Source organism: Dentiradicibacter hellwigii (assembly GCF_041770905.1).
In the GTDB taxonomy this organism is placed as follows: domain Bacteria; phylum Pseudomonadota; class Gammaproteobacteria; order Burkholderiales; family Rhodocyclaceae; genus Propionivibrio; species Propionivibrio hellwigii.
This window is the reverse complement of the sequence record NZ_JBEUWX010000001.1, coordinates 142168-166098: the sequence shown is the minus strand read 5'-3', so window position 1 is coordinate 166098 and position 23931 is coordinate 142168. Positions and strand designations below refer to the sequence as shown.

Below are 23931 nucleotides of genomic sequence, written 5' to 3'. Positions count from 1 at the left end.
AAACAGGCCCGGATTATACCGGGCGCTGAAGAGACGCCTTGTCCGCATCGGCGGACGGCAGCCCTGTCTTGGCAACAGCGACCAGTCCGCGTTTCTTGCCACGCGTCAGCCGGCGCAGGCGTCGTTCGGCCTCAACGCGGCTGGCGGCGGCCTGTTCCGGGTAGGCGTAACACGCAGCCCAGCGGCCATTATTCAGCCGTAGCACGGCAACGCAGCGACCACCGTCGATCGTTGTCACGAGGGCATACTGCCCGCATTCATCGCGCTCGCGCGTATCACACACATCCGCCGGCTTGATTGCACGTCGGGGGGATGGAGGAAACCAGGAAGCGGCCACGAGATCCATCGCCTCATCATGCGGCACGCAAAGACTGCGCAGCGCATCGACCGGCGAATCGAATTCCGCGCAGACGACGGCGGGGAAATAGCGGGCAACAGGCAAACCATCCGACATGGCGCGCATCTTACCGCGCGCCGGCATGGCCGACGTAGGGCGCTGCTGCGCCGGAATGGTCGGATATCGGTCAAATCCGTCTGCTGCGACGCCAGCACGGGGGCGGCGCGAGAGAATATTGCTGTTGCAGTACACGACTCACACACTTCATCGGCTGTTTCATGAGAAACTCTCGGCCTTTCAAATCCTGCGCAACGCTGGCATGTGCTGACCGACTGCCTCAAGCCCGTCAAAAACCTGCTCATCCAGTATGCGTTAAAAACCTGAGATTACGGAGAAACCTGTTCATGTCGAGAAACATCCTGTCCATCGCTCTAATTACTGCCGCCTGCCTGACTGCCCCCGCGCACGCCAACGAAGCCAGCGTTAAAAGCGCCATGGAAGCCAAACTGGGCGTCAAAATCAGTAGCATCAAACAAACGCCTTACCTCGGGCTGTATGAAATTTATGCCGACGGGCAAATTTTCTATACCGATGCCAAGCAGTCGGTCATCATTGCCGGCGCACTGATCGACGGTAAGACGATGCAGAACTACACCGCAGAGCGGATGCAGAAACTGACGGCGGTCAAATTCTCCGATCTGCCGCTGAATAACGCGATCAAACAGGTGCGCGGCGATGGCAAGCGCGTACTGGTAACCTTTGAAGATCCGAACTGCGGGTACTGCAAACGCTTGGACAAGGAAATTGCCAAGCTCGACAACATTACCTTGTATACCTTCCTGTATCCGATACTCTCGCCCGATTCGCTGGAAAAATCCAAGCAGGTCTGGTGTTCATCCGACAAGGCGCGCGCCTGGAACGATCTGATGCTGGACGGCAAAAAACTGACGGCCAAGACGAACTGCAACACGTCGGCTATCGCACAGAATATCGAATTCGGCCGTAGTCTGAACATTCAGGGCACGCCGACGCTCATTTTTGCTGATGGCGAGCGTATTCCCGGCGCGTTGCCACTCGACCGCATCGAGCAGAAGTTAGTCTCGCTCGACAACGCCCCCGCAAAGAAATAAGTCGGCCGCACCAGCAACGCTGGGAAAATAACAACGCTGGAAAAATAAATATCGCAGCGGATACGGGAATACGGCGCCCACCGGCGGAACCGTCAGCAAAGGAGGAATCATCTCCTGTCTGGCCGTTCCGCTTTTTTCATGACTTCGCCACCGTACAAACCGCCTGGCGTGGTTTTCTGACAATGAAAGAAGGAAAGCGCAGGAGTACAATTGAGAATATCTCTTATTTAGAAGAAGCCGCCATGCCCGACAAAGTCACCCCGGATCTCACCACCCTGTCCGAAACGCTGTTTATTCCGCTGTGGGCAAGGGCGGTGGAGCAACAACAGCCCGCGCCGTTGCTCGTGGATCCGGTCGCGCCCAAAATGCTCGCGCGCCTTGACTATGATTTCAGCCAATACGCCAAAGCCACCGCCTCGCAGGCGGGCTGCTGCGGGCGGGCCTGGCTGTTTGACGAGCAGGTGCGCCGCTTCATCGCCGCCCATCCTGATGCCGTGGTGGTGCAGGTCGGCGCGGGGCTGGATGCGCGTTATGAGCGCCTCGGTTGTCCGGCCGTCACCGCTTGGTACGACCTTGACCTGCCCGAGGTCATCGCCCTGCGCCGCGAGCTGTTGCCGGAATCCGGCAATATCTATTTGAGCGAATCGCTCTTTGCCGCCGATTGGATGAACCGCGCCGCCGCCCACGGCAAGCCGGTGTTACTGCTCTGCGAAGGGGTACTGATGTATTTTGAGGAAAGCGAAGTGAAAGACTGGCTGGCAACTCTCGCGCAACACCTGCCGCAGGCGACGCTGGTATTCGACATCATCCCGACCATCCTGGTCGGCCGCGCCAAGCGGCATGATGCCCTCGGCAGCATGAAAAAAGCCCCGCCGGAGATGAAATGGTCGGTCAAGGACAGCCGCGAACTGGAAACCTGGCTGCCAGGATTGACATTGGAAGAAGAACTGCTGCTGAGCAAGACCTGCGGCAAACGCTATCCGCTTTTCCTGCGCCTGCTTTATGCTCTCGGCGCCGGCAGCAGGCTGGATCAGCGCATCGTGCGGGTGAAGCTGCCCTGAAATCCGGCCTGCGCCCTATCCCAAGCGATATCCACGGCAGCCCCCGCGCATTTTTTCTGTAAACTTGCCTGCCCTCCCGTGTTATCCATCTAGCCGCGCGGATGCCGGCAAACCCCTTGTTTGGAACGCGTGAAAACCATCCCTCTGATGAACTTTGGTGGGAATTTTCTGTAGCACAAAGATCAATCAAGTGGCAGAGTGACGGCTATTTTCCAGGCTGTCCGTCCATTTGGCCGCTCACTCGCCAACTGCCTACAACTTGCCTACAACTGGAAGGCCAGCCAAAGCAGCAGCCCTTCCGCCACATTCCGCACCACATGGGGGCGCTGTACGACATAGGCGTCCGCTTCTTTTCGCCGCGCTTCAATCCAGGCCGAAAAACCACGCACCGCCATCCCATCGTAAAACCCGATCATCATTTCGTAATTGATGAACAGGCTCCGTCCATCCAGATTGGCGGAACCAGCCAGCGCCATTTCATCGTCGAACACGAGTGCTTTGGCATGCACCATCTGCGGGTGCAGCCAAACGCGCCCGCCGGCAGCCGCCAGTTCACGCAGGGCGCGGTGCCGGACGAAATCGGCAATCCTGTGGTTGGAGCGTACCGGCATCACCAGATCGACCGCCACACCGCGCCGCGCCGCCAGCGTCATGGCATTGAGCAGCGCCGGATCGGGCACAAAATAGGGCGTAATCGCCAGAATACGCCGGCGTGCGGTAAAGCAGCTGGAAATGAGCAGCGTATGGATCGTATCGTCGGCCAGGTCGGGGCCGCTGACCACCATCTGCGCCAGCCCCGGTAACGTGGGGGGCGGCCCCTGGACAGCATTGGCCTGGGCGGGCGCGTATTCTTCCGTAGGCGCACTTTCGCCGGCAAACGCCCAGTCCTGCATAAAAACTTCCTGCGCTTGGCGCGCCAGATCGCCTTCCAGATCGAAGCTCAGATCGAGCCAGGGCGGCGGCGCACGCCGATGCAGCTGGCGATATACCTGTTGCCCAAGAACGCCATATCCGCCGACGAAATATTCCGCCGCCAGATTTCGGCCGCCACACCAGAAATGCCGCCCGTCAGCAATCACTGACTTGCGGTGATTGCGCAAATTGGTACGCCCGCGCAGCGACGAGCGAAATAAGGAAACAAACACACGCGCTTCGACCCCTGCGGCATGCAACGAACGTAGATCGGGCAAGCCGCCGCCCATGTAAACACCAACGCCATCGACCAGTAGGCGCACGCGCACACCCGCCCGCGCCTTCGCCTTGAGCCGCTCGCCAATTTCGTCGCCCAAGGCATCACGCCCAAACAGGAAGGTGCACACCTCCAGCGTCTGCGTTGCGCCATCAATGAGACGGCGCAGCGCATCAAGCGCCTGCGCGCCGTCGGCATGGATCGTCAGGTGCGTATAGGCCGCCGGCGGCGGCAAGCCCATTGCCTGCGCCAATCGTTGCGCCTGGGCTGCGGTCGTCTGCCGCGCCGGACTGGGCACATCGCCGATCGGCACGGAGCGCGGTCGCCGCGGTGCAATTTTGCGCGTTCCAAAAACCAGATACAGCGGCAAGGCAAGGAAAGGCAGCAATACAATCGCCATCACCCAGGCGATCGCCGCCGAAGGATGCCGGCGCTGATGCAGCGCCTGCGAGGCCGCTACATAGACGATCAGGCCGATTACCGCGGCCAGCGCATCCAGCAGCTCCCAGTGACGCGCAATCAGATCTGCAATCATTAATTGAATCAAAATCCGGCAAATAGGCAGTGATGATAACCGAAAGCATGTGCCGCAAAGCCGTATCCGGCGATACGTCCTGCCCCAATACACAAAGCCGTATATGCCGTAACCCATACCACGGCCCGGAGCCGGCCCATAAAACCGGCGCTTTTCTGTGGCCATCGCCAAGAACAACCGATCAGGACGCGGACATGGATAACGAAAGCGGCTGTACCAGTACGCATTCATGCGACGATTCGCGCATTGCGGCACCCTAAATTTTCTGGCAGCATCTTTGTGCCATGTATTACAAACGCAAAGTCTCCAGCGTGGCACTTGCCTTGTTTTATGAAATACAAATTTTGTAGCGCATCGCGTCGATAAAAAATTACATACACAAATCCGTGACCTACAAAAACCCGACCTGTAACCTTTAATGCAAGGAGAACGGCGTGGCAAATGAACAGTTAATCAGCGCCCTGCGGCAAAAAGCGCAAAAATTGCGGCTCAACGTGCTGGAGATGATCGGCATCAACATGGCCGGTCATTGGGGCGGTTCAAGCTCATTGGCGGAAACGCTGGCCGTATTGTATTTCCATGCAATGAATGTCCACGCCAGCGCCCCCAGGGACCCAAACCGCGACCGTTTTCTGCTCTCGAAAGGCCATGCGGCGCTCATTCAATACGCGGCGCTGTGCGAGGCCGGCTACTTCCCGCGCGAGGAGCTCAAACGAGTCAAGGCGATCGATGGCCTGCTGCAAGGGCATCCCGACCTGACGATCCCTGGCATCGAAGCGGTGACGGGGTCATTAGGACAAGGACTTTCCATTGGCGTTGGCATGGCGCTGGCGCTACGGCTCGACCGGCGGCCCAGCCGGGTTTATGTGGTCATGGGCGATGGTGAACAATCGGAAGGTCAGCTCTGGGAAGCCGCGATGGCGGCTAGCAATTTCAAGGTGGATAACCTGACGGCCTTCCTCGACTGGAACAAGATTCAGGCGACCGGCCGCACAGAAGACATCTTTCGCATCCCCGATCTGGATAAAAAATGGCGTTCGTTCGGCTGGGAGGTCCTTGCCGCCAACGGGCACGACATCGGACAGCTGATCGACGTCATCGATCGGGCCAAGACTGTCCGGGGCAAACCAACGCTCATCATTCTCGACACGATCAAAGGCAAAGGAATTTCGTTTGCCGAAGATATTGCCGCTTATCACAACGGAAGCTTTGATGCAGCGCAATTTGAAGCGGCAAAAAAAGAACTCGAAGCCGGCATAGAAGGAGACTGAGATGAGCATGGAAAAGAAAAGCCTGCGCCTTGCCTATGGTCAAGCCTTGGTCGAAGCGGGCAACAGCCATCCCGACATCGTCGTTCTGGAAGCGGATCTCGGCAAATCGACCATGTCCTACCTGTTCAAGGAAGCCTGGCCAGAGCGTTACTTTGAAATGGGTATTGCTGAGCAGAATATGGCCTCGACGGCAGCCGGCCTGGCGCTGGCTGGGAAAATCCCCTTCTACAGCACCTTCGCAGTTTTCGCACTCGGGCGCGCTTACGACCAGATTCGTTGCAGCATCGCCATTCCGCAAGCCAATGTGCGGATTTGTGGCTCCAGCTGCGGCTTGTCGGATTTTGGTGATGGCAAGACGCATCAGTCGATCGAAGACGCCAATGTAGTATGCGCCCTCCCCAACATGACGGTCTTGAATCCGTGTGACGCCGTGGAAACACGGAAAATGGTTCAAGCCATGGTCAAACACCAGGGTCCGGTTTACATTCGCATCAATCGCAATGATTTGCCCGTTTTCACGCCAGAAGAAGGCGAATACGAAATTGGCAAAATGACTCGGATCGTCGAAGGCAGCGATGTCGTCATTTTCGCTACTGGCGCCATGGTCTGGAAATCTTGGGAAGCGGCCCATCAGCTCAAGAGCGAAGGCATTGCGGCCGAAGTCATTAACGTCAGCACGCTGAAACCGCTCAGGAAAGCTGAGGTGCTTCAACACGCCGCCGGTAAAAAAGCCATCGTTGTCGTCGAAGAAGCGACAAAAATCGGCGGTCTCGGCAGCGCCATTGCTCTGGCGATTGCAGGAGAGCTCTGCGTTCCCTTCAGGCATCTCGGCATTGAAGACCAGTTCGGCACCTCTGCACACTCTTATGCCGAACTGTTGGAACATTTCGGCCTGACCGAAGGGCATATTGCACAAACAGTCCGTCAGGCGCTCGGCAAATAGAGGCACTCTAGCAAGCCAGACACCCATGCAAAGGAACACGCGATGAGACTCGAAAACAAGGTGGTGCTGATCACCGGCAGCGCACAGGGCATCGGCGCGGCGATCGCGCGACATTTTGCAGAGGAAGGGGCATGCGTCATGGTCTGCGACCTTGACACAAAGCGGGACACGCCTATCGTTCCGGCAATTACGGAAAAAGGCGGAACGGCGATCTTTCAGCCGCTGGATGTCACGCGGGATGCCGACTGGATCGCCGCCATCGATGTAGCTATCAAAAAGTTCGGGCGCCTCGACGTACTGGTTAACAATGCCGGCATCAACATTCGTGAGCCGATCGAAGCAGTGCAGGAGCAGACGCTCGACACGATGCTGGCCGTCAACGTCAAAGGACCGATGCTGGGCATCAAGCACGTCATTCCGGTCATGCGCCGAGCTGGCGGCGGGTCAATCATCAACATCTCGTCGATCTGCGGGCTGATCGGCCATCAGTTCACGACCGAGACCTACACCGTAACCAAGGGCGCAATCACCTTGCTGACGAAATCGGTCGGTGTCCGCTACGCGAAAGACAACATCCGCTGTAACTCGATTCATCCAAGCACGGTCGATACGCCCTATATCCAGACGTTATTCCAGGATCCTGAACGAAAAGCCGAACGGCTGGGCGAAATTCCGCTGGGGCGCCTGGCAACGGACATCGACGTCGCCAATGCTGCGGTTTATCTGGCCTCGGACGAAGCGGCGTTTCTCAATGGCGTTGCCCTACCCGTCGACGGCGGGCTAACCGCCTATTGAGCATGGAAGGCGCAAAACATCCGATAAAAAACAGAACGGCCGGGGCAACAGGCCGCAGAGGCAGAAAGGACATCGGTCAATCATACATTGATAGGATTTTCGGCTACGGTATCCAGCCAATTTCTCATCCCTACCTCAAAAGGTCCGTACAGGCATCTCCAACTGTTCAGGAAAAATAGTTGCAAGGGCTACCCTTTAGCGTCGTTACCGCCCTTCGCTTGTCTTGTTCTGTCTTGCGCTGTCTCATCCTGCCTCGGCGGTCGTAGCTAGGCGACTTGGGCACTTGGATATTTGGATTGCCGACGTCAGATAGGCGTCCGATAGTCGCCCATAAGCTATTTTCCCCAACCGACGACCCAATGTACGAATGGGAAGGTACAGATAACCGCATTCGGCAATGCACAATGCGGGGCTGGAGCTGCCACAAAAATACCGCAAAGTATCTTGCAGAATTGTTCTGAATACACACTGCGCTGTCTTGTTTCACGCGGGGGAAACAGCGGCAGTCACCACCCAAAATGGAAAAACCAGCGCGCCGTGTTTACAGGGTTATGCGCTGATCAAAATCAGCCGGCCACGACTGCCGGGAAACCGGAGGAAATGACCGTTAACGCCATGGTTTATTCCGCCAGAGATTCTGTCTATAATAATGCCATGCCCTTACCCGCCTCTCTCATTGCATCGATCGTCAGCGCCGTCATTGAAACGGTGGTGCAAAGCGTTGGCGCGCCCGCGCCGCAAACCTACGAGAACTACATCATTCAGCGCAAACTGCCGCCGGAAGCTAAACTCGGAGTCATGGAACCGCCGCCCGGCAACGGCACGATCGTCATCGACGGGGTCAAGCACCGCCTGTCGCCCATTGCACAGTTCCGCAACGAGAAAAACTTGATCGTCCTGTCGATGACCATTCAGGGCAACAAGGATATTGTCTACGTGAACGATTCCTATGGCTCGGTCTATCGCGTATGGATTCTGCCTCCCGCTGAAATGGCGGCTATCCGCCAGAACTGACCCGCATGACCAAAAAGTTGTTCATCCGCACTTTCGGGTGCCAGATGAACGAGTACGATTCGGACAAAATGGCTGACGTGCTCGCCGCATCCGAACCCATCATCCGAACCGATACGCCCGAAGAGGCTGACATCATTCTGTTCAACACCTGCTCGGTGCGCGAAAAAGCCCAAGAGCGTGTTTTCCACGACCTTGGCCGCGTGCGCCCCCTCAAGCAGGCCAAGCCCGATCTCATCATCGGCGTCGGCGGCTGCGTCGCCACTCAGGAGGGCGAAGCCATCGTGCGGCGCGCGCCTTACGTCGATATCGTGTTCGGCCCGCAAACGCTGCACCGCCTGCCACAGCTCATCGCCGAGCGGCGGCACAGCAAAAAAGCGCAGGTCGATGTTTCTTTTCCGGAAATCGAAAAGTTCGACCACCTGCCGCCCGCACGCACGGAAGGTGCGTCCGCCTTCATCTCGATCATGGAAGGGTGCAGCAAATTCTGCACGTATTGCATCGTTCCCTACACGCGCGGCGATGAAGTCTCGCGCCCGTTCGACGATGTACTGGCCGAAGTTGCCGGCCTGGCCGAACAGGGCGTCGGAGAAGTGACCCTGCTCGGCCAGAACGTCAATGCCTATCGCGGCAAAATCGGCAGCGGCGAAGAAACCGCCGATCTTGCCATGTTGATCGAATACATCGCAGAAATCCCCGGCATTGAGCGTATCCGTTACACCACTTCACACCCGCGTGAAATGACGGCGCGCCTGGTCGAGACCTACGCCAAAGTGCCCAAACTCGTTTCCCATCTGCATCTACCGGTGCAGTCCGGCTCCGACCGCGTGCTGGCGGCGATGAAGCGCGGTTACACGACGCTCGAATATAAAAGCCTCGTGCGCAAACTGCGCGCGGTGCGGCCCGACATTTCGCTGTCTTCCGACTTCATCGTCGGTTTCCCCGGCGAAACGGCCGCAGATTTTGAAAAAACGATGCGCCTGATCGATGATGTCGGCTTCGACGCCTCTTTCTCCTTCATTTACAGCGCCCGCCCTGGCACACCGGCCGCCGAGCTGGCCGACGACACGCCGCAAGATATCAAACTCGAACGCCTGATGCGCCTGCAAAAACGCATCGACGCGCTGGCACAAGCCGTTTCGCAGTCGATGGTTGGCACGGTTCAGCGCGTACTCGTCGAAGGCGTCTCGAAAAAGGGCGCGGGCGAGCTTGCCGGCCGCACTGACAACAACCGCGTCGTCAACTTTGCCGGCCACCCGCGCCTGGTCAACCGTTTCATCGACGTGCGCATCGTCTCGGCCATGCCGCACTCCCTGCGCGGCGAAGTCCTGACCCGCGAAGTATGAACAGAAAAACCGCCCAATCCGCCAATCGACCGCAATCGCCTGCCAGCGTCCGGTCGCGCGCTGTCGAACTCAAACTTTCACCGGTCAATAACGCCCAGCTTGCCAACCTCTGCGGCGCACTCGACGAAAACCTACGCCAGATCGAGACCGCCTTCGATGTTTCCATCGCGCGCCGTGGCGAACACTTTACCTTACGCGGCGAGACGGCGCAGCTTGCAAAAGCGTCTGAAGCACTGCAAACCCTCTATGCACGCGCCAAAAATGAACTGTCCATCGACGAAATCCAACTCGGCTTGATCGAGCTGGCCAATCGCCCGGAACGGCGCGAACACGGCGCCGATGATTCCCCCGCGCTGATGACGCGCAAGACCGATCTGCACGGCCGCACGCCGCGCCAGGTCGAATACCTTAAACAGATTCAGGCCCACGACATCACCTTCGGCATCGGTCCGGCCGGTACCGGCAAGACTTACCTTGCCGTTGCCTCGGCCATCGACGCCTTTGAACGCGAACAAGCGCGGCGCATCGTCCTCACCCGTCCCGCCGTTGAAGCAGGCGAACGCCTCGGTTTCCTGCCCGGCGATCTGGCACAAAAGGTCGATCCCTATTTGCGGCCGCTCTATGATGCGCTCTACGACCTGATGGGCTTCGATAAGGTGACGCGCCTATTCGAGCGCAATGCCATCGAAATCGCTCCGCTTGCCTACATGCGCGGACGCACGCTCAACCATGCCTTCATCATCCTTGACGAAGCACAGAACACAACGCCTGAGCAGATGAAAATGTTCCTGACGCGCATCGGCATCGGCGCCAAAGCCGTCGTCACCGGCGACATTACACAAATTGACCTGCCGCACGGCCAGAAGAGCGGCCTACTGGAAGCCAGCCTCATTCTGCGTGACGTGCGCGGCATCGCCTTTACCGAATTCCAGAAAGAAGATGTCGTCCGCCACCCGCTCGTCGCGCGCATCGTCTCGGCCTATGAGGCCCACGCAATCGCGTTGGAAAAAATGGAAACCGGCGACAGCGCCAATAAAAATGGGGGTAAGGCATCCAGACCCACATCGGACGCAGGACGCAAATCATGAACGTTCCCGACGATAAAACGCGCGTATCGCGCAGACTCAATCTCAGCGTGCAATACGCCTGTGCCGACCCACACGGAGAAGCGGCAACACACACCCTCCCCACACGTACTGACATCCGCCGCTGGGCGCGCGCCGCGCTTGATGTCGATATGCCGCGCGGGGGTGAGATTGTCGTGCGCTTCGTCGACGAAGCCGAAGGCCGCGAACTCAACCACACCTACCGCGGCAAGGACTACGCAACCAACATTCTTTCTTTCCCCTATGCGCGCGAACCCGTCATTTGCGGCGATCTCGTCATCTGCGCCCCCGTCGTTGCCCGCGAAGCTGCCGAACAGAATAAAACCGCCCAGGCGCATTACGCCCACCTGATCGTGCACGGCATGCTCCACCTGCAAGGTTACGACCACGAACAGGCCACCGAAGCGCAATGCATGGAAGACAAGGAACGCGCGCTACTCGCCGTGCTCGGCTTTGCCGATCCTTACGGAGACGAGCGGTAATGCGCTGGAATCAAGCGCGCCGCATCGGCGGCATATAGCGGTCATGGAACACGAGCGTCCGACTTTTTTCGAACGCCTGTCTTCGCTGCTCCTGCGCGAGCCGGAAGACCGCGCACAACTGATGGCATTGCTGCACTCGGCACACGAGCGCAAGCTGCTCGATGCTGACGCGCTGTCGATTATCGAAGGCGCGCTGGCCGCTTCGGAAATCAGCGTGCGCGAAATCATGGTGCCGCGCGCCATGATGCAGGTTGTCGCCATCGACGATCCGTTTGAAAAAATCATTGCGCAGATCAACCGCACCGCCCATTCACGTTTTCCGGTCATCGAGGGCAGCCGCGACAATGTGCTCGGCATCCTCATCGCCAAGGACCTGCTGCGCATGCCGCCGGGGAAAAATGTCAATTTGCACGATTGGCTGCACCCGGCGGTATTCATTCCCGAAACGAAGCGCCTCAATGTCCTGTTGCGCGAATTCCGCGTTTCGCATAATCACATGGCGATCGTCGTTGATGAATACGCCGGGGTCAGCGGCCTGATTACGATCGAGGACGTGCTCGAACAAATTGTCGGCGATATCGAGGACGAATACGACTTTGACGAAGCGGCGGACAACATCCAGATCGATCGGCGCGGGCGCTACCGCATCAAGGCGCGGACCAGCATCGAGGATTTCAATGCGGCGCTGGGCGTCCAGTTCAGCAGCGATGCGTGCGACACGATCGGCGGCCTCGTCCTGAATCACGCGGGGCATGTTCCCCGGCGCAACGAGCTGATCGACATCGACGGCATCCGCTTTCAGGTACTGCGTGCCGACAGCCGCCGCTTGCATACTCTGTTTGCCAGCCGCCTCGCCGGCGATGCTGCTGACAGCATGACCCGCGTCGATACGCCGGATGAACCCGCGCCCACAGAATGATGGCCACTGAAGCCGCAAAACGCGCCCCCTCACGCCAATCTCTGGCTGCCGCATTTCTGCTCGGTCTGGCGGGCGTGCCGGCCTTTGCGCCACTTGAACTTTTTCCGTTAGTTTTTGTGGCGCTGGGCGGCCTTTACCTATTGCTCGACCGCGCCGAAATGTATCACTGGCGGCATGGCGCCCTGATCGGCGGCGTCTTCGGTTTTGGTTTTTTCCTGGGCGGCGTCTCCTGGGTCTACGTCAGCCTCAGCGTTTTCGGCGGCATGGCCATGCCGCTGGCGGCACTTGCCACCGTCCTGTTCTGCGCTTATCTCGCCCTCTACCCAGCGCTGGCCGGCGCGCTGTTCGTCCTGTTAACCGGCCGGGGGAATTTTTCTGGGGCGGATGTGCGGACGGGTTGGCAAACCCTACGACGCACGCTGCTGTTCGCTGCGCTATGGACGTTGACGGAATGGCTGCGCGGCCGGCTGTTTACCGGGTTTTCCTGGCTGGCGATCGGTTATAGCCAAACGCCGCCGAGCCCTTTATCCGGCTTCGCGCCGATAGTCGGCGTCTACGGCCTTTCCTGGCTAAGCGCCTGGCTCGGCGCACTGCTTGCCGTAGTCTGCGGCCGCGTTGTCTTTCAGGGCACGGCAACGGGCGCAAACCGCTTGCAGATTTTCCGGCAATCGCTGCCAATCATGCTGACCCTCGCCCTAACGCTTCTCTGCGGCAGCCTGTTGCGCCTTATCGAATGGACACAGCCGATCGGCCAACCCATCCGCGTCGCCCTGCTGCAAGGCAACATTCCGCAGGAGATGAAATGGCGGCCGGAGCGTCTGCACGATTCCTTGCGCATCTACCATCAGTTGGCGCACGCGCATCCGGCACAACTCACCGTATTGCCGGAAACCGCCATTCCCAGTCTGCTCGAACAGGTGCCGGCAGACTACCTCGACGCCCTGCACAGGCTGGCACAACGCGAACACGGCATGCTGATTTTCGGCATTCCCACCCACGATGGCAGCAATTATGCCAACAGCGCCATCGCCCTTGGAAATGGTCACGACAATGGCGGCCTGCAACGCTACGACAAGGTTCACCTCGTTCCTTTCGGGGAATTCGTTCCGCCCGGTTTTCACTGGTTCATGGATCTGGCGGAAATTCCCATGTCCGACTTCATCGCCGGCAACCCACAGCAATCACCGCTGCGCCTTGGCGCACTGAAAATCGCCCCGAACATCTGTTATGAGGATGCCTTTGGCGAAGAGATCGCGCGCGCCCTGCCCGAAGCCCATCTGCTCGTCAATCTTTCCAACGTCGCCTGGTTCGGCGACTCGCTCGCGCCGGCGCAGCATTTGCAGATCGCCCGGCTACGCGCACTCGAAACCGGCCGCGTCATGCTGCGCGCCACCAATACCGGAATGACTGCTATTGTCAGCGCCAACGGCGATATCGCCGCGGCACTGCCGCCGTTCACACGCGGTGCCTTGACCGGCGAAGTACGCGCCCATACCGGCGCAACGCCTTATGTACACGGGGGTAACCTACCCGTCATCGCGCTTTGTCTGCTGATCATCGGCATCGTGGCGCGACCACGCCGTAATAACCGTAAGACCTGAGTCAAGCCTACTGCTTAGCCGCTCAATGATGCTTCTAGCCCGCATTTCTCACAGATAGAAGGTGCATCGCGGCCGGAGATATAAGAAAGTTTTTTTGCGAGAACGACTTAACCATATCTCTGAGGAAGCCGCGATGCCGACACAGTGTACCGTAGTCAGCCCATGCGCGAAGCGTATTGATGGCCGCCAGGTGGCGGTGGATTTCGACGGAGGGCAGATCAGTTCGGATGCGGGCGCGCTGTTGCTGCGCGAGGTCGATCGCACCTTGCGGCTGACCGAACGGGTGGCGGCCTGCTTCGAGGATGGGCGCGATCCGGAGCTGATCGAACACACGGTGCACACGTTGGTGATGCAACGGATCGTGGGGATCGCGCTGGGCTACGAGGACCTGAACGATCACGATCAATTGCGCCGTGACCCGGTACTGGCCACGCTGGCCGGTAAGCTCAGCGCTCGGCGCAAGGGCTGCGAGCCGCTGGCGGGCAAGTCGACCTTGAACCGGCTCGAACATGCCCCCGACACCAAGGACGGTTCGCGCTATCACAAGATCGCTCACGATCCGGCGGCCTTCGAGTCGCTGTTCGTCGCGTGCTTCATTGAGGCGCACGAGCAGGCACCTGACGAGATCATCCTCGATCTGGACGCCACCGACGACCCGCTGCACGGCCAGCAGGAAGGGCGTTTCTTCCATGGTTACTACGGCGGCTACTGCTACCTGCCGCTGTACATCTTCTGCGGCCGACATCTGCTCGCCGCCAAGCTGCGCCGGGCCAACACGGATGCCTCGGCGGGCAGCATCGATGAACTCGAACGCATCGTCACCCAGATCCGCCGCCACTGGCCGGAGGTGCGCATCGTGCTGCGTGCCGACTCGGGCTTTGCGCGCGATGCCTTGATGAGTTGGTGCGAGCAGACGCACATCGACTTCGTCTTCGGGCTGGCCAAGAACGACCGGCTCAAGGCCCAGATCGAAACCGAGATGAGCCAGGCGCAGGCCGAATGCACCCAGACCGGCAAGCCCGCACGGCGGTTTCGCGACTTCACCTACCGCACCCTTGACAGCTGGTCGTGCGCCCGGCGGGTCGTCGGCAAGGCCGAGCAGCTGCCGGGCAAGGCCAATCCGCGCTTCATCGTCACCAGCCTGGACGCTCAGCGCTGGCCGGCACGCGAACTGTACGAGGCGCTGTACTGCGCCCGAGGCGAAATGGAGAACCGCATCAAGGAGTGCCAGCTACACCTGTTCGCCGATCGCACCTCAACGGCGACGATGCGGGCCAATCAGCTGCGGCTGTGGTTCGCCTCCTTCGCCTACGTCATGCTCGAAGCGCTGTGCCGCATCGGGCTGGCTGGCACCGAACTGGCCGAGGCCACCTGCGAGAGCCTGCGCCTGAAACTGCTCAAGATCGGCGCACGGGTCAAGATCAGCGTGCGCCGCATCCATGTCAGCATGGCCAGCAGTCATCCGTTCCAGACCACCTGGCGCCTGGCCCAGGCCAGACTCGCCCCCGGCTGATCCGCCACGCCACCGTGGCCCTGCTGATCCGATCGCGCTCCCGTTCGCGCGAGGCGGTCTCATGCCCAAACAGCGCCGCTTGCCCCCTCAACGCACCTGACCGCCCGCAGAACCTCACCCGCCTGCACTCCATTGGCCGCTCGCGGGCCTGAATCCTCGCGGTCACGGCAACGCGTGAAGGAAAAAGCCGCGCCAACGGGGGCCGAACCGTGAGAGTGTGAGAAATGTGGGCTAGCGGCCGGTGAGGCATTGTTCTTCTGCAATCAGCACGTCAGGGAGTGCGTGTCGGCAGGCGTTTCAGCTCTTCGCGCAATTGCCGGTAATTCGGGCAGTAGCGCTCGACAATGGCCCAGAAGCGCGCACTGTGGTTCATTTCGCGCAGGTGCGCCAGTTCGTGGATGATCACGTAGTCGATCAATGCCTGCCGATAGTGAATCAGCCGCCAGTTGAGCCGGATGCCGGTGCGCAGGCTACAGCTTCCCCAGCGTGTACGCGCGGCACTCAAGGCCAGTGGCGGTACGGGCAAGCCAAACTGGCGAGCAAAATGCGCCAGCCGTTCCCGAAAAATCGCCATGGCGCGTCGCCGCAGGGCGCGCTCAAGCAGGCGCGCTGCATCGTCCGGCGTGCGTGCGGCCAGTATCAAGCGCGGCGCACCGCCATCGACATGCAGGCTATTGGCGCCATCTTCGCGTGTGTCATCGGCTTTCAAGGCTCCCGCCCCCTGTTCTTCCCAACGAATCTGGTTGCCGCCTTGCATCAGATGCAGTCTGAGCGTGCCGCCCAGGTAGGGAACTGTTGCGCCGTCAGTGATGGCCTGTGGCGGCGGACGACGGCGGGTACGCCATTCATCGAGTTTTTGCGCAACCCAGTCGCCATGCCGGCAAATTAGGGCTTCGATTTCGCTCAGTGCCGCCCGCAAAGGCGCGCCGACACGCAGTCCGCGCTCGTCAATGGACAGGCCGATGCTGCGCCGGCGGCTGCGGCGCAGCGAGTAAGGCACGATGCGATCATGCAGAACAATGGTGTGCAGCGTTTCCCCTGCCGGACGCACTGCCCGATCCGGAAAAGGCAATTCCAGAGAATGTTCGATCCGTTGCGGCATACCGTGTCGATCGACTATTGCGCCCCTATCGCGGCGCGACAGCGTCTGTTGCCGCGAAACTCGACCGTTTCCGTAACGCAGTGCCACTACGCAAAAAATCGAGGCTCATCAATGATTGCGGTACGGCGCAATGCGCTGCATTTCTTCGCTAACCCACGCTTCTGCAAGGCGATTGACCTCTTCTGCGGTTTTACCTTTTGGATCGATGGGCGGGCCGACGCTGACGATAATTTCGCCCGCCCGCTTGGCGAAACGCTTGCTCCAGAAATCACCGGCATTGTGTGCAACCGGTACGGCCACAGCGCCCGTGCTGACGGCCAGGTATGCGCCGCCGGGCTTGAATCGCCGGATTTCACCAGGCAATGTGCGCGTCCCCTCGGGAAAGATCGCGACAGAAATGCCTTCCGCCAGCCGTTTTTGGCCTTGTTCGGCGACTTGCCGCAAAGCGTCGCGGCCCGCTTTGCGGTCGATCGAAATCATCCGCACGGCGATAAATGCCCAGCCGAGAATCGGGATGTTCAGCAAAGATTTCTTGAGGACAAAAACGACAGGAGGAAAAATCTGCTGTAAGGCGATGGTTTCCCAGGCCGACTCATGTTTGGCGAGCACGACGCAGGCGCCGGACGGAATATGCTCGCGGCCGAGCAGGCGATAGCGCAGGCCAAGCACCGTCTTGCACAGGCCGAGCACGACGGTGTACCAGACACGGATAATGGCAAAGCGCACACGCATGGGGAAGATCGCCGTCAGCAACACCAGCACGCTGGCAATCAGCGTGGTAAGAATGGCCAGCGGCGCAAAAATTAGCGTACGGAACAAGGCAATCATGGTTGGGTACGATCCGTTCTGGTGACGAGGCGGGCCTCAGGTTTTTCTTTCCACCTTTTCGCTTTTGCTTTCTGTTCTCTCGGTTTTTTCGGCCTTCTCTGCCCTCTCTGCTTTTTCTGCCTTCTCTACTTTTTCCGCTTTTTTCTCCGCCATGAGCATGGCGTCGACCACCTGTGCGAGATCGTCGAACACCTGCGTACCGGCAGGCAGGGTCTCGTTGGCATAGGTATTTTCGCCCTTGCCGGTCAGTACCAACACCGGGCTGGCGCCGGCGCTGACGGCGGCTTCCAGGTCGCGCAGCGAATCACCGACGGCAAAAACACCGGTCAGGTCGGCATTAAAGCAGGCGGCAATCTGCTTGAGCATGCCCGGTTTCGGCTTGCGGCAGTCGCATTTGGCGTCGGCGGCGTGCGGGCAGTAAAAAATGGCGTCGATGCGCCCGCCGGCGGCCTGCACTGTCTGATGCATTTTGGTGTGGATGGCGTTGAGCGTTTCCATGTCGAACAGGCCGCGGCCGATGCCCGACTGGTTGGTGGCGACGACGACGCGGTAGCCCGCCTGGGAGAGCCGGGCGATGGCTTCCGGGCTGCCGGGAATGGCGCGCCATTCGGCGGGCGACTTGATAAAGCGCTCGGAGTCATGGTTGATGACGCCGTCGCGGTCGAGAATGATGAGCTTCATGGAAAAATCTGCGGAAATTGAAAAGGAGCGGCGGATGCTTTGCGTGGACAGCTCGCCAGAGAAACAGTGCGGCGCATTGGGCATTCAGGCAGCAAGCGGCCCGCCTGCGGGATGCCGACCACACGCGGCGCCTGGTCCGTTCCGTGCCTCCCGTGCGCGCCCTGTCCGCCGTACATGGCTTAGGCCGACTGCAAGCGCGACAAGTCGGCAACGCGGTTCATCGCCGCATGCAGGGCGGCAAGCAGCGCCAGCCGGTTGGCCTTGAGCGCCGGATCATCGGCATTAACCATCACGTCGGCAAAAAACGCATCGACCGGCGCACGCAAAGCCGCCAGCGCTTGCAGTGACGCCGTATAGTCGCCCTGCTCGAAAGCGGCGTCGGCCTTAGGCCGCGCCTCGGCCAGCGCCGCCGCCAATGCCTGCTCGGCAGACTCGCGCAGCAACGCCGGATCGACGTTGGCATCGTCCGTCACGGACGGCCCGGCCTTTTTCAGAATATTGCTCACGCGCTTGTTGGCGGCGGCCAGCGCGGCGGCTTCCGGCAGTGCCGAAAAGGCGCGCACGGCGGCAAGCCGGGCGGCAACGCCCGCCAGATGCTGCGGCCGCCGGCTCAGCACCGCATCGACCTCCTGCGCCGAATAACCTTGCTCGCGCAACACGCCGGCCAGGCGCTCGTAGATGAAATCGAGTACTTGCTGAGAGGTTGCTGGATCGAACGGTTTTCGTTGTGTAAATGCATCTCCACCTGCCGCGGCCTTGTGCGCAGCCCGTTGAATCGCTTCGTCGTTGTGTACTTCACGCGCCATTTCGATGATGGACGACACTTCAAGCGGTAAATCTTTTTCGATCAGCATGCGGATGACGCCCAGCGCATGGCGGCGCAGGGCAAAGGGGTCCTTATCGCCGGTCGGCATCTGGCCGATGCCGAACAGGCCCACCAGCGTCTCCAGCTTGTCGGCCAGCGCCACGATGGTGCCGACCTGGCCGCGCGGCAGCTCGTCGCCGGCAAAGCGGGGTTTGTAATGGTCTTCAATGGCGTCGGCAATTTCAGGCGCCAACCCATCGTGCAGGGCGTAGTAGCGCCCCATGATGCCTTGCAGCTCAGGGAATTCGCCGACCATGCCGGTGAGCAGATCGGCTTTAGCAAGACTTGCGGCGCGTTCCGCCGGCTGCGCCAGCGCGCCGCCGAGTTGCCCGGCGATGGCCTTGGCGAGCGCGGCAACGCGCAACGAGCGTTCGCCCTGTGTCCCCAGTTTGTTGTGATAGACAACCTTGTCCAGCTCCGGAATGCGGCTTTCCAGCGTTTTCTTGCGATCCTGGTCAAAGAAGAATTTGGCGTCGGCCAGGCGCGGGCGGACGACGCGCTCGTTGCCTTCGATCACGGCGCGCTCATCGTCCGGGCGAATGTTGGCGACGATCAGGAAACGGTTGGTCAGTCGCCCGGCATCGTCGAGTAGCGGAAAATATTTCTGGTTGGCCTTCATCGTCAGAATCAGGCATTCCTGCGGCACTTCGAGGAAGGTTTCCTCGAACTGGCCGGGCAGGACGTTCGGCCATTCGACCAGCGCGGTGACTTCCTGAACGAGCGGATTTTCCAGCAATGCGGCTTCCTGCGCCCCGTCAGTCAAATGGGCAGGCTCGACTTCGAGGCGACATTTCAGCGCATTGGCTTTGCTGCGGATCTGGCGAACGATCTCTTGGCAACGTTCTTCATAACTGGCAATGACGGCGCCTTGTTCCTTCAGCGTCGCGGCATAGGCGTCGGCATCAGCAATATCGAGCGGATCGGCGGCGGCTTCAAAGCGGTGACCATGCGTCGTGCGTCCGGCAGTCAATCCCAGCGCCGAGACCGGCACGACATCGCGGCCATGCAGCGCGACCAGTCCGTGTGCCGGACGGACAAAATGCACGGTCGTCCAGCCCGGCTGTGCGCAGTGTGCGTGTAGCTGGTAGGCCATCACCTTGGGGATCGGCAAAGCCGCAATCGCCGTATCGAGCGCTTTCTGCAGGCCGTCGGCCAGCGTTGCGCCGGGCGCGCGGCTATCGTGAAACAGCGCCTCGACCTTGCCGTCGTGTGCTCGGCGCAGCTGCGATACATCGGCAGCCTCCAGTCCGAGCGAGGCCAGTTTTTTGCGCAGGGCGGGCGTTGCCTGACCGGCTGCATCAAGGCCGACGCTGACCGGCATCAGTCGCGTCGAGACGGCGCGCTCCGGCGCGACGGATAGCACGTTCGTGATATGAGCCGCCAGGCGGCGCGGGGTGGCGTAGGCGGTAACGCGCGCATCGGCGGCTGCCAGGTCAGCGCCGATAAGCGCTTCGGCCAGCGTCGAGGCAAACGCTTCGCCGAGTTTCTTCAGCGCTTTCGGTGGCAATTCTTCGACGAACAGTTCGACGAGCAGATTGTTTGTACTCATATCAGGCAGCTTTCTTGGCGTTCTGTTCAGCGAGTTTTTCCAGGACTTCATCAGCCCAGTCGCGCGGCGCAAGCGGGAAGCCGAGGCGCGCACGCGAGTCGAGGTAGCTTTGCGCGACACTGCGCGCCAGGTTGCGGATGCGGCCGATGTAGGCAGCGCGCTCGGTGACGGAAATGGCGCCGCGCGCATCGAGCAGATTGAAGGTGTGCGCGGCTTTCAGCACCTGCTCGTAGGCCGGCAGCGCCAGTTGCTCACGCACGAGCAGTTGCGCTTCTTTTTCGTGCGCGGAAAAGGCGCTGAACAGAAAATCGGCATCGGAATGCTCGAAATTGTAGGCCGACTGCTCGACTTCATTCTGGTGATAGACATCGCCATACGTCAGCCCCTCGGTCCACACCAGATCAAAGACGTTCTCAACGCCTTGCAGGTACATCGCCAGGCGCTCCAGGCCGTAGGTGATTTCGCCGGTAATCGGCCGGCAGTCGATGCCGCCCACCTGCTGAAAGTACGTAAACTGCGTCACTTCCATGCCATTCATCCACACTTCCCAGCCCAGCCCCCAGGCGCCAAGCGTCGGGTTTTCCCAGTCGTCTTCGACGAAGCGCACATCGTTTTTCTTCAGATCAAAACCAAGCGCCGCCAGCGAGCCGAGGTAGAGGTCGAGGATATTGTCCGGCGCGGGCTTGAGCACGACCTGGTACTGATAATAGTGCTGCATGCGATTCGGATTTTCGCCGTAACGGCCATCCTTCGGCCGGCGCGACGGCTGCACGTAGGCGGCTTTCCACGGCTCAGGGCCGATGGCGCGCAGGAAGGTGGCGGTGTGGCTGGTGCCGGCGCCGACTTCCATATCGTAGGGTTGCAGCAAGGCGCAGCCGTGTTTGTTCCAGAAAGACTGGAGACGCAGGATGACTTCCTGAAAAGTGGGTGTAGAAGACATGAGATTCGTAAATCGCAGGAAAAACGCGGGAAGCCCGGATTTTACTTGCTTTTCCCGGTGGCGGAAATTGCCCGATCGGTACGGTGCAACGCAGTGCGGGTATCGTGTTGCGGCGGAGGGGGTGGTGTCACGGGCGCGGCAAAGCGGGTGGCCTGCCGTCCGCGCCGCCTGGATGCTTCCGGCCATCCTTGTCCGGCATCCGCGCTCCAGGCCGATTCTCAGCCCCCTCCTCCGCAGCCCTTATTCTACGCGGGCTGTGGCGCATACCGGCCGGAAACGCCCTGAATTCGCGGGTCTCCGGGCATGCCTTTTGGGAACGACTGGCGACAGCCCGCGGTTGCCGCCTGATGTTCGTGGAATCGTGGAATCGTCGAATTCGGGCGGTAAATGGCGGGCCGTCAGCTTCCTTGTCCAGAATCCGCGCTCCAGGCCAATTCTCAGCCCCCTCTCCTGCAGCTCTTATTCTACGCGGGCTGTGGCGCATGCCGGCCGGAAACGCCCTAAATTCGCGGGTCTCCGGGCATGCCTTCTGGGAACGACTGGCGACAGCCCGCGGTTACCGCCTGACGTTCGTAGAATCGTGGAATCGTCGAATTCGGGCGGCAAATGGCGGGCGGTTCAGTTTTGCAGAATCATCCAGCGGCGGTAGCACTCGCCCGGCATCAGCATGATGGCATGGTCAGCAACGTCGCCGCGCTCGATGCAGACGTAGCCGACGTGGTTGCCCGCGCCCAGGTCAGGCATGTTGCGGTCGTTGTCCCAGGCGTTCCAGACGACGGCGCAGCGCGCATCGGATTCGATATGCGTCTGTCCGGCAGGGGTGACGAGGCTCTGACACCTGGGAACATCGAGGTAAATACGATCCGTGTGCGCCGAGATCGTCACCTCACCCGTCTGCCGCTTGCGTCGCTGAGGGTTGCGTTTGTCGAGCTTGTCGAGATAGCGCGTCCCGTTGAGACCGCCAATGCGGATATCGGCCACATTCGCCACGGCAAAGTAGGTATGGAACGCAAAGGAAAGGGGCACAGGCCGGGGGCTGCGATTTTCAACGGACAGGCCAAGCGTGAGCCGCGCGCCGACGAGCAGATCGAAGCGGAAAGCAAAGGCATGCGGCCACAGATCGCAGAAAGACGCTTCACCGGACAGTTCCATAACGATATGCGTTTCTCCCGCAGGCGTCGTTCCAGCGCCCGTGAGCGTCCACGTATGGTTTCTGGCAAAGCCATGCATGCGCTTGCCGTCGGCGCCGGGGCCAAACCAGGGCAGGCAGAGCGGGATGCCGCCGCGGATGGGCGTTCCCGCCCTGAACGCCGTCAGCGGCGACAGCCAGAGCATTTCTTCTCCGCCAACGGGCTGGAAGGACACGACTTGCGCGCCATGCGGCGAAAGAATGGCGCGCCCCAGCGCGTTATCGACGGCGAGCATCGGCAGGCCCGCGTCGCCGGGCTGATGGCGTTCCGGCCACAGTTCCGAAGAATGGCGCAGGGCAAGGCCGGGGGTTCGCTTGATGAGTTCTGCTGGAATCTGCTTGGACATGGTTTACTCCATCACGAGAATCGCGGAAATTTGCGGGCATACCCGATTTCATCGTCTGATCGGTCATCCGGCCCGGCGCCACCCGCCTGAGCCAGCAAAGCCCTGAATGGCGGCAGAATAGCCGCCAGAATACCTGCTTGTGCTGCGTGCGAAAAGACTGACAAAGGGCTGACAAAAGGTTGACAAAAGGATGGCATATGGATGACATATCCTGCCATGCTCCCGCCGACTTGCGGATGGTGAGAGTTACCGAGAAAACCAAGAGACCCAGCGGTTTTGCATGGCGGGCACAGCGTAACAAGACCAGAAAGCGGCCGGATCGACACCGAATCGACCTGGTGTCGGTTGTTGTTTATTGGTTGTTGGTTGGCTGTTTCATGCCGCCCCGCATCTGGCCGTGCCGGACAGTGGCAAATTGACCAAAAATCGGGGCCGTGCGCCGGAAACCGAGTTTCTCGACCCGACATGAACACTTTTCATCAGACGGGCACGGAATACGAGGAACGAATGGCGCTACAATTCCAGACAATTCCAAGCATCAGCCGGGCATCAGCGAATCACCGACGTTCGGCAAGCGGGCGCATCGGGCCGGCACACGCATGGCGCCCGGTGATTCAGGTTCAAAATCGCCACCGCTGTACGGATCAACGCCACAGAAAAGAAAGGTACACCATGAGAATCCTCCACACCATGATCCGGGTCGGCAATCTCGACCGCTCGATCGCGTTTTACACCGAAGTGCTCGGCATGCGTCTGCTGCGCCGCGACGATTATCCGGAAGGCCGCTTTACGCTGGCTTTTGTCGGCTACGGCGAGGAAAGCGAGAGTGCCGTCATCGAGCTGACTTTCAACTGGGACACGACCTCTTATGACCTCGGCAATGGTTTCGGCCACATCGCACTTGAGGTGCCGGATGCCCATGCCGCCTGCGACGCTATCCGCCAGCGGGGCGGCAAGGTCACGCGCGAGGCCGGCCCGATGAAACACGGCACAACGGTCATTGCCTTCGTCGAAGATCCCGACGGCTACAAGATCGAGCTGATCGAGCACAAATAGCCAGCCGGCAGCGCTGAAAGCGTCCGAAGAAATCAGCGCAGAGCAAACGCCAGCGTACCGGCATTGCGTATCCGCCGCCCCCCGTTTGACAGCCGTAGGGCGTCATCCGGCGGCAGCGGCGAGCGTGCATCATCT

General features: G+C 60.2%; 20 protein-coding genes and 1 pseudogene. 13 read left to right on the top strand and 8 right to left on the bottom strand.

The genetic code is table 11. The annotated features are described in order from the left end of the window. Window positions 1–13: 13 nt before the first annotated feature. Window positions 14–589, bottom strand: a complete 576-nt coding sequence (locus tag ABCS64_RS00775) for a hypothetical protein (protein ID WP_418890045.1) — start codon at window positions 587–589, stop codon at window positions 14–16. Between the two features lie 152 nt (window positions 590–741). Here ABCS64_RS00775 and ABCS64_RS00770 point away from each other — a divergent pair, with 152 nt between their 5' ends. After that, window positions 742–1467 (top strand): DsbC family protein, encoded by a 726-nt coding sequence (locus ABCS64_RS00770; protein ID WP_418890044.1) that lies wholly within the window; start codon window positions 742–744, stop codon window positions 1465–1467. Between the two features lie 242 nt (window positions 1468–1709). Further along, window positions 1710–2528 carry a class I SAM-dependent methyltransferase gene (locus ABCS64_RS00765; protein ID WP_418890043.1) on the top strand — a complete coding sequence of 273 codons (819 nt, stop codon included), beginning with the start codon at window positions 1710–1712 and terminating at the stop codon, window positions 2526–2528. A 263-nt stretch (window positions 2529–2791) separates the two neighbouring features. Here the strand turns inward: ABCS64_RS00765 and ABCS64_RS00760 are convergent, their stop codons facing one another. Next, complete coding sequence (locus ABCS64_RS00760) at window positions 2792–4252, bottom strand: phospholipase D-like domain-containing protein (RefSeq protein ID WP_418890042.1); 1461 nt, start codon at window positions 4250–4252, stop codon at window positions 2792–2794. A gap of 434 nt (window positions 4253–4686) precedes the next feature. Here ABCS64_RS00760 and ABCS64_RS00755 point away from each other — a divergent pair, with 434 nt between their 5' ends. From ABCS64_RS00755 to ABCS64_RS00710, 10 genes are all read left to right on the top strand, one after another. After that, on the top strand, window positions 4687–5523 hold the full coding sequence (locus ABCS64_RS00755) for a transketolase (RefSeq protein ID WP_418890041.1): 837 nt from the start codon (window positions 4687–4689) through the stop codon (window positions 5521–5523). Window position 5524: 1 nt separating this feature from the next. Continuing rightward, window positions 5525–6466: a transketolase family protein gene (locus tag ABCS64_RS00750; RefSeq protein ID WP_418890040.1), complete on the top strand. Its 942-nt coding sequence runs from the start codon at window positions 5525–5527 to the stop codon at window positions 6464–6466. 42 nt (window positions 6467–6508) lie between these two features. Further along, the gene (locus tag ABCS64_RS00745) at window positions 6509–7261 is read left to right on the top strand and encodes an SDR family NAD(P)-dependent oxidoreductase (RefSeq protein WP_418890039.1); all 753 of its coding nucleotides are present in this window, start codon (window positions 6509–6511) and stop codon (window positions 7259–7261) included. Between the two features lie 600 nt (window positions 7262–7861). Beyond that, window positions 7862–8275: a hypothetical protein gene (locus ABCS64_RS00740; protein WP_418890038.1), complete on the top strand. Its 414-nt coding sequence runs from the start codon at window positions 7862–7864 to the stop codon at window positions 8273–8275. Between the two features lie 5 nt (window positions 8276–8280). Beyond that, window positions 8281–9618 carry a tRNA (N6-isopentenyl adenosine(37)-C2)-methylthiotransferase MiaB gene (miaB, locus tag ABCS64_RS00735; RefSeq protein ID WP_418890037.1) on the top strand — a complete coding sequence of 446 codons (1338 nt, stop codon included), beginning with the start codon at window positions 8281–8283 and terminating at the stop codon, window positions 9616–9618. After that, window positions 9615–10706 carry a PhoH family protein gene (locus ABCS64_RS00730; RefSeq protein WP_418890036.1) on the top strand — a complete coding sequence of 364 codons (1092 nt, stop codon included), beginning with the start codon at window positions 9615–9617 and terminating at the stop codon, window positions 10704–10706. The genes miaB and ABCS64_RS00730 overlap by 4 nt, the downstream gene beginning before the upstream one ends. Beyond that, window positions 10703–11206 (top strand): rRNA maturation RNase YbeY, encoded by a 504-nt coding sequence (gene ybeY, locus ABCS64_RS00725; protein WP_418890035.1) that lies wholly within the window; start codon window positions 10703–10705, stop codon window positions 11204–11206. Before ABCS64_RS00730 ends, ybeY begins: the two co-directional genes overlap by 4 nt. A gap of 43 nt (window positions 11207–11249) precedes the next feature. Then, window positions 11250–12125, top strand: coding sequence for an HlyC/CorC family transporter (locus tag ABCS64_RS00720; RefSeq protein ID WP_418890034.1), 876 nt, complete (start codon window positions 11250–11252; stop codon window positions 12123–12125). Then, window positions 12122–13726, top strand: a complete 1605-nt coding sequence (gene lnt / locus ABCS64_RS00715) for an apolipoprotein N-acyltransferase (protein WP_418890033.1) — start codon at window positions 12122–12124, stop codon at window positions 13724–13726. Before ABCS64_RS00720 ends, lnt begins: the two co-directional genes overlap by 4 nt. Window positions 13727–13859: 133 nt before the next feature. Then, on the top strand, window positions 13860–15239 hold the full coding sequence (locus ABCS64_RS00710; protein ID WP_418890032.1) for an IS1380 family transposase: 1380 nt from the start codon (window positions 13860–13862) through the stop codon (window positions 15237–15239). Window positions 15240–15510: 271 nt separating this feature from the next. On the opposite strand, the gene ABCS64_RS00705 is transcribed toward ABCS64_RS00710, so the two are convergent. From ABCS64_RS00705 to ABCS64_RS00680, 6 genes and pseudogenes are all read right to left on the bottom strand, one after another. After that, the gene (locus ABCS64_RS00705) at window positions 15511–16341 is read right to left on the bottom strand and encodes a M48 family metallopeptidase (protein WP_418890031.1); all 831 of its coding nucleotides are present in this window, start codon (window positions 16339–16341) and stop codon (window positions 15511–15513) included. 108 nt (window positions 16342–16449) lie between these two features. Further along, complete coding sequence (locus ABCS64_RS00700; protein ID WP_418890030.1) at window positions 16450–17169, bottom strand: lysophospholipid acyltransferase family protein; 720 nt, start codon at window positions 17167–17169, stop codon at window positions 16450–16452. A gap of 156 nt (window positions 17170–17325) precedes the next feature. After that, window positions 17326–17850: pseudogene (gene gmhB, locus ABCS64_RS00695) on the bottom strand (D-glycero-beta-D-manno-heptose 1,7-bisphosphate 7-phosphatase); the annotation flags it as partial. Between the two features lie 179 nt (window positions 17851–18029). Beyond that, window positions 18030–20264, bottom strand: a complete 2235-nt coding sequence (glyS, locus tag ABCS64_RS00690) for a glycine--tRNA ligase subunit beta (RefSeq protein WP_418890029.1) — start codon at window positions 20262–20264, stop codon at window positions 18030–18032. A 1-nt stretch (window position 20265) separates the two neighbouring features. Then, on the bottom strand, window positions 20266–21204 hold the full coding sequence (glyQ, locus tag ABCS64_RS00685) for a glycine--tRNA ligase subunit alpha (protein ID WP_418890028.1): 939 nt from the start codon (window positions 21202–21204) through the stop codon (window positions 20266–20268). A gap of 618 nt (window positions 21205–21822) precedes the next feature. Then, window positions 21823–22740, bottom strand: a complete 918-nt coding sequence (locus ABCS64_RS00680) for a D-hexose-6-phosphate mutarotase (protein WP_418890027.1) — start codon at window positions 22738–22740, stop codon at window positions 21823–21825. A 672-nt stretch (window positions 22741–23412) separates the two neighbouring features. Between ABCS64_RS00680 and gloA the strand changes: the two genes are divergently transcribed. Further along, window positions 23413–23796: a lactoylglutathione lyase gene (gloA, locus tag ABCS64_RS00675; protein WP_418890026.1), complete on the top strand. Its 384-nt coding sequence runs from the start codon at window positions 23413–23415 to the stop codon at window positions 23794–23796. Window positions 23797–23931 lie beyond the last annotated feature (135 nt).

What these genes read in the sequence shown, in the direction of transcription:
- gloA (WP_418890026.1), top strand. Translation starts at nt 23,413, where the DNA reads ATGAGAATCCTCCACACCATGATCCGGGTCGGCAATCTCGACCGCTCG.
- ABCS64_RS00770 (WP_418890044.1), top strand. Translation starts at nt 742, where the DNA reads ATGTCGAGAAACATCCTGTCCATCGCTCTAATTACTGCCGCCTGCCTG.
- ABCS64_RS00720 (WP_418890034.1), top strand. Translation starts at nt 11,250, where the DNA reads ATGGAACACGAGCGTCCGACTTTTTTCGAACGCCTGTCTTCGCTGCTC.
- ABCS64_RS00730 (WP_418890036.1), top strand. Translation starts at nt 9,615, where the DNA reads ATGAACAGAAAAACCGCCCAATCCGCCAATCGACCGCAATCGCCTGCC.
- miaB (WP_418890037.1), top strand. Translation starts at nt 8,281, where the DNA reads ATGACCAAAAAGTTGTTCATCCGCACTTTCGGGTGCCAGATGAACGAG.
- ABCS64_RS00680 (WP_418890027.1), bottom strand. Translation starts at nt 22,740, where the DNA reads ATGTCCAAGCAGATTCCAGCAGAACTCATCAAGCGAACCCCCGGCCTT.
- ABCS64_RS00745 (WP_418890039.1), top strand. Translation starts at nt 6,509, where the DNA reads ATGAGACTCGAAAACAAGGTGGTGCTGATCACCGGCAGCGCACAGGGC.
- ABCS64_RS00705 (WP_418890031.1), bottom strand. Translation starts at nt 16,341, where the DNA reads ATGCCGCAACGGATCGAACATTCTCTGGAATTGCCTTTTCCGGATCGG.
- ABCS64_RS00710 (WP_418890032.1), top strand. Translation starts at nt 13,860, where the DNA reads ATGCCGACACAGTGTACCGTAGTCAGCCCATGCGCGAAGCGTATTGAT.
- ABCS64_RS00750 (WP_418890040.1), top strand. Translation starts at nt 5,525, where the DNA reads ATGAGCATGGAAAAGAAAAGCCTGCGCCTTGCCTATGGTCAAGCCTTG.
- ABCS64_RS00765 (WP_418890043.1), top strand. Translation starts at nt 1,710, where the DNA reads ATGCCCGACAAAGTCACCCCGGATCTCACCACCCTGTCCGAAACGCTG.
- glyS (WP_418890029.1), bottom strand. Translation starts at nt 20,264, where the DNA reads ATGAGTACAAACAATCTGCTCGTCGAACTGTTCGTCGAAGAATTGCCA.
- glyQ (WP_418890028.1), bottom strand. Translation starts at nt 21,204, where the DNA reads ATGTCTTCTACACCCACTTTTCAGGAAGTCATCCTGCGTCTCCAGTCT.
- ABCS64_RS00740 (WP_418890038.1), top strand. Translation starts at nt 7,862, where the DNA reads ATGACCGTTAACGCCATGGTTTATTCCGCCAGAGATTCTGTCTATAAT.
- ABCS64_RS00760 (WP_418890042.1), bottom strand. Translation starts at nt 4,252, where the DNA reads ATGATTGCAGATCTGATTGCGCGTCACTGGGAGCTGCTGGATGCGCTG.
- ybeY (WP_418890035.1), top strand. Translation starts at nt 10,703, where the DNA reads ATGAACGTTCCCGACGATAAAACGCGCGTATCGCGCAGACTCAATCTC.
- ABCS64_RS00700 (WP_418890030.1), bottom strand. Translation starts at nt 17,169, where the DNA reads ATGATTGCCTTGTTCCGTACGCTAATTTTTGCGCCGCTGGCCATTCTT.
- lnt (WP_418890033.1), top strand. Translation starts at nt 12,122, where the DNA reads ATGATGGCCACTGAAGCCGCAAAACGCGCCCCCTCACGCCAATCTCTG.